At 37.7% G+C, this 4,716-nt stretch carries 2 protein-coding genes and 1 pseudogene; all 3 read right to left on the bottom strand.

Annotated features, from left to right (window positions below):
- Positions 1-640 precede the first annotated feature (640 nt).
- Positions 641-3,001, bottom strand: coding sequence for a tetratricopeptide repeat protein (locus F6K40_RS38870; protein WP_293145239.1), 2,361 nt, complete (start codon positions 2,999-3,001; stop codon positions 641-643).
- Between the two features lie 781 nt (positions 3,002-3,782).
- Positions 3,783-4,337 (bottom strand): Uma2 family endonuclease, encoded by a 555-nt coding sequence (locus F6K40_RS38875; protein WP_293145242.1) that lies wholly within the window; start codon positions 4,335-4,337, stop codon positions 3,783-3,785.
- A 283-nt stretch (positions 4,338-4,620) separates the two neighbouring features.
- Positions 4,621-4,716, bottom strand: a pseudogene (locus F6K40_RS38880) (Uma2 family endonuclease); the annotation flags it as partial.

Consider the following 4,716-nt stretch of genomic DNA (forward strand, 5'->3'; position numbering starts at 1 on the left):
AAGATGAGGTACAGTTACGATCCCCCTAAATCCCCCTTGAAAAGGGGGACTTTGAAGACTCCCCCCTTTTTAAGGGGGGCAGGGGGGATCTAAAACTGTATCTCACCAATTTGAGAAACGCTATATTACTAATATTATTAAGTTTGAAAGTATTGGTGACATCAGTTAAAATTCAAAATTTAAAAGTGATATTTGATGAACCCAAAACTTTGATATTATAGTAATTTAAAGCAATTATTTTATATTACTATATTCAACCAGATTTGATATCAGAAAGCAGCGGATTTGTGATCATATTAAGTCTGATTAATTAGCCATCACAAAAATGTTTTTCTCTATCAAATTACTCCCTATTCCCTATTCCCTATTCCCTGCTCCCTATCGGTAGAAAAAAGCAAACCTGGTTTGTATTAAATGCCGTAAAATACTAACACCAACCTCCCACAAACCCGGTTTCTGATCATGCTCCTAAGCAAGCGGATTTCGTATGATATTACTTCAGAAGGCAGCGGATTTGTGATCATATTAAGTCTCATTAATTAGCCATCACAAAAATGTTTTTCTCTATCAAATTACTCCCTATTCCCTATTCCCTATTCCCAGTTAAGTGTTCCCAGTTAAGTGTTCCCTATTAGTATAATTACTGTAATTGTTCTATCATATTTAACGAGTTTTGATGATCTTTTATTTTACCTTGTTCTAAAAATAGATTTGCACTTTTACTAAAGTCTGCTATTGCTGCTGGTATATCTTGTAATTCATACAGAATAACTCCTCGATTATAATAAGCTTTGGCATTATTTGAATTAAGTCTAATTGCCTGGGAAAAATCTCTAATAGCTTGATTATAATTTCCGATCTCTGAGAAAATTATTCCCCGATGATTATAAGTAATATCATCTTCAGGATTAATCTTGATTGCTGTAGTAAAGTCTTCGATCGCTCCTTGTAAATACCCACTAGCAGACTGCGCTAAACCTCTGTTTATATAAGCTTTGGCATTTTTATTGTCTATACCAATAGCAAGACTACAGTTTTCTGTTGCTTTTTGATATTCCCCTAAATTGAAATAAACAATACATAGATTGTGGTACGCTAGAAAATCTTGAGGATTTATTTCTATTGCTTGCTGACAATCTGCTATTGCTGATGGATGATTTGCCAGATTTAGATAAGCGCTGCATCTATTTGTATAAGCATCAGCATCATCAGGTTTTAATTCTAATACCCGATCATAGTCTGCGATCGTACCTTGATAGTCTGCCATCTCAAAGCGAGACTTACCTCGATAATAATATGCTTGTACATCATTGGGGTTCAGTTTAATAGCTTGAGTGTAGTCACTAATTGCCCCTACTCGATCGCCTATCATTGCTCTTGCTATTCCCCGATTAATATACGTATTGCTATCTTGCGGATTTAGTCTAATTGATTGACTGTAATCTTGGATAGCATTTTTGTAATCTCCAATTTCGGAGTAAATCAACCCTCGTTTATCGTAAGCTTTAGTATAGTCGGGATTGATTCTTAATGCGTGCGTTAAATCGGTAATTGCTTTTTCATTATCATCTAGTTCATAATAAACTAAAGCACGTTGATAATAAGCATCATTGTAGTTAGGTTTGATTTGAATCCCTGCTGTATAATCTTTGATTGCTTTTTCATAAGCTTTCTGAGAATAGTAAGAGTTGCCTCTTTGATAGTAAAGTGAAGCATTTTTAGGGTTCAGTTTCAGTGCTTCAGTGTAACTAGCGATCGCTGCTTGCTGTTTTCCTTGTTTTGCTAATTCTTTGCCTTGTTCATACATTGCTTCTGCTTTAGCTATAAATTGGTATTGCCAGAAACAAGCGATCGCTACTCCTGATATTGTCATCAATGCTAAACCAATTAATAGATTTTTTTTATCAAAATAATTCGCTCTAAAACCCCACCAATATCGGCGAAACGTTTTTGGTTCCTTGCTCAAATCCCCGTTACCAAAACCACTTCTTACTTCCCCTCCAGGGAGGGGTGAGGGGTGGGTTGACTTGTGACTTCTGACTTCGTTAATGTGTTTAGGTTGAAGTAGTAGTGATGGAATCTCTTTTTCTTCAAGTCTTGTAATTATCGTTTCGGGTTTTGAAATCGTGTCGAACTCACTAGATACTGATATCTTACTTAATTCTGCTAAGACTTCTGTTGCAGACTCATAACCTTGTTCACCTTGACTACTTACCATTTTGTCAATAATATCTGATAGTTCTAGAGAACATACCTGCAAATTCTGCCAAGGTATTTCTATTCCAGGAGTATTGTCAACTTGTTTTTGCTGCAATAAATCTTGAGGTGATAATCCTGTTAGTGCTTGAATAGCAACTATCCCCAAAGCATAAATATCATTTTTTTTGTCTATTTCCTGCTGATTTTTTGCTAACGGTATATAAACTAAACTATCAGAGTTATTTTGGTTGGGATATTCCGAGGTTAATGGTTCCTCATTTAATTCTAAAATTCTCTGAACTTCTCTTTCCAACCCAAAATTAACCAAGAATAATTTGCCATCTAATATTCGTCTCACCAAATTTCCTGGTTTAATTTTTCCATGAGTTTCCCCTTGATTATGAATGAAGACTAAAATTTCTAGAATCTCTTTTAAGATCTTGATGACTTCAAATTCTAATAGAGATTTACCTCCAGCTAACTCTTCAGATAAAAATAGACCTACTATATAGTCTTCAACCAAGTATATATTATTGTTTTCCTCAAAATAAGCCAATAAATTCGGTAAACCCTCGTGTTGACTCAAACTAAAAATATTTTCTACTTTTGCTTGAAATAAAGATAGTATAATCCCTTGATTTTCTGAAGTAAAATTAGCTAGTCGAATTTCTCTCACTACGCATTGGGGAGAACCTGGACGATGAGTATCTGCCGCCAGATAAGTCTGTCCTAAAATACTTGTATTTATAGGTTGAATAAAACAATACCGTTTATCTACAATTTTGCCAATCTTAGTATCCATAGTCCGATTACAGATTTAGTTTTATAGCGCTACGCGCTAGGGAATAGGGAATAGGGAATAGGGAATAGTGAACTTTCAAAGGCTTTTCCTAGGTCATGCTCCGCAAACAGGATTTAGAAATGTCCTAACCTTAATGCGCAGTGCTATAATAGTTAGGTTTTTCATCTTATTAGGAGCCAGGAGTTGTAGGGGCGAACGGCCGTTCGCCCTTACAGGAGTCATAATTTCATCAGTTAACATTATTATTCTATCAGGACTTACGCATAACCGCTATATCTCGTAGGGGCGATTTCCTAAGGTCATGCTCCGCAAACGCGAATCGCCCCTACAGATAGCGTATTATTTAATAATTTGCGTAAGTCCTGTCTATCTTAACTTTAGGTCTAGTAGTAGACTGTTTCATCTTATATCAAATCCGGTAGTATCGGTAGAATTCAAGGCCGTAGGGGTTTGGTCTCGAAACCCTCCACAAACTAGGAGTTTTCACTCTTTTCTGATGGTAGAATTTATTACTCCTTTCGCCAGCGGATTTGATATTACAGCAATTTCGGAGTTAGTGAGGTACAAACTTTTACCACTTTTGGTAACACAGGCTTCCAGCCTGTAACAAGCAGGATGCTTGTGCTACAAAAACTGTACCTCACCATCCTCATACATTGCTGTAAATGTTGCAAAGCGTAGGGGCAGCTTCCGCGTTAACTTAACGAGGCTCAACCTGAAATCATAAAAACCCGCCCCAGCCCCTTTCGTCGCCATAACAACTATTCAACCGGACATGATATTACTCAAAAACTGGCGGCCAAATTTCTGATATTGGCAATTCCCAACCGGGTAATAATTCCGGAATAGTCAATATATCTTCATGCGTTAAAACTATCGGTTCCCCAGAAGCACGATATACGGTTACGGTCAAGTTTTTCGGGTCTACTAAAATACCTACTTGACTACCTAACTCGATAAATCTTTGCAGTTTAAGAACTAGAGGTCTGATGTTATCGGATGCTGACCTGACTTCGATAGTTAAGTCAGGAACGATTTCGGCAAAAGAGCGGGGGGAGGAAGGCATCTTGGCAGCGGGAACAAAAGATACATCAGGACCACGCAAGTTGCCGTCTGGGAGACGAAAACCTGCGGAAGAACCTGTCACTCGTCCCAACTTCCGAGGGAGTACCCACATATTGAGAAAGGTGATTAGTCGAGCGATAATTTCTTCGGAAACGTAGTCTGATAATCCCATGATGATAATTTTACCGTCAACTAATTCGGTTCGGTAGTCTAAATGTGCTTCTGTTAGTTGGGTTTGGATTTTTTCCAAGTCTGCAACTGTTAGAGACATAAGGCATCTCCTGTTAATATTTGAGACTGTTAGTAGGATTATAGCAGCAAAATTCTTGGGAATGCAACAGAGGTAATAATGAGGGCGATCGCTCTTGTTCAAGCTAAGAGTGGGAAATTATTCTCCTGCTAAATCTAAAAGTTGATGAATTCATAGCAAGTTCTGTCGGAATGCGGAGCAAACAGGCAGAGGTAATGTTTCGCTGCGCGACATGAAAGGTGGAGCCTAGCGGTAGCCATGCTTCACGTTTCATGTCGGCTCTGGCAACCGAAAACGCTCCTTTTTACTCGAAAACTGGCGGCCAAATTTCTGATATTGGCAGTTCCCAACCGGGTAATAATTCCGGAATAGTCAATATATCTTCATTGGTTAAAACTAT

Origin of the sequence: Okeania sp. SIO3I5 (assembly GCF_010672085.1) — a bacterium.
Taxonomy (GTDB): domain Bacteria; phylum Cyanobacteriota; class Cyanobacteriia; order Cyanobacteriales; family Microcoleaceae; genus Trichodesmium.

Coding starts and splice junctions, on each gene's coding strand:
- F6K40_RS38875 (WP_293145242.1), bottom strand. CDS start 4,337: ATGTCTCTAACAGTTGCAGACTTGGAAAAAATCCAAACCCAACTAACA.
- F6K40_RS38870 (WP_293145239.1), bottom strand. CDS start 3,001: ATGGATACTAAGATTGGCAAAATTGTAGATAAACGGTATTGTTTTATT.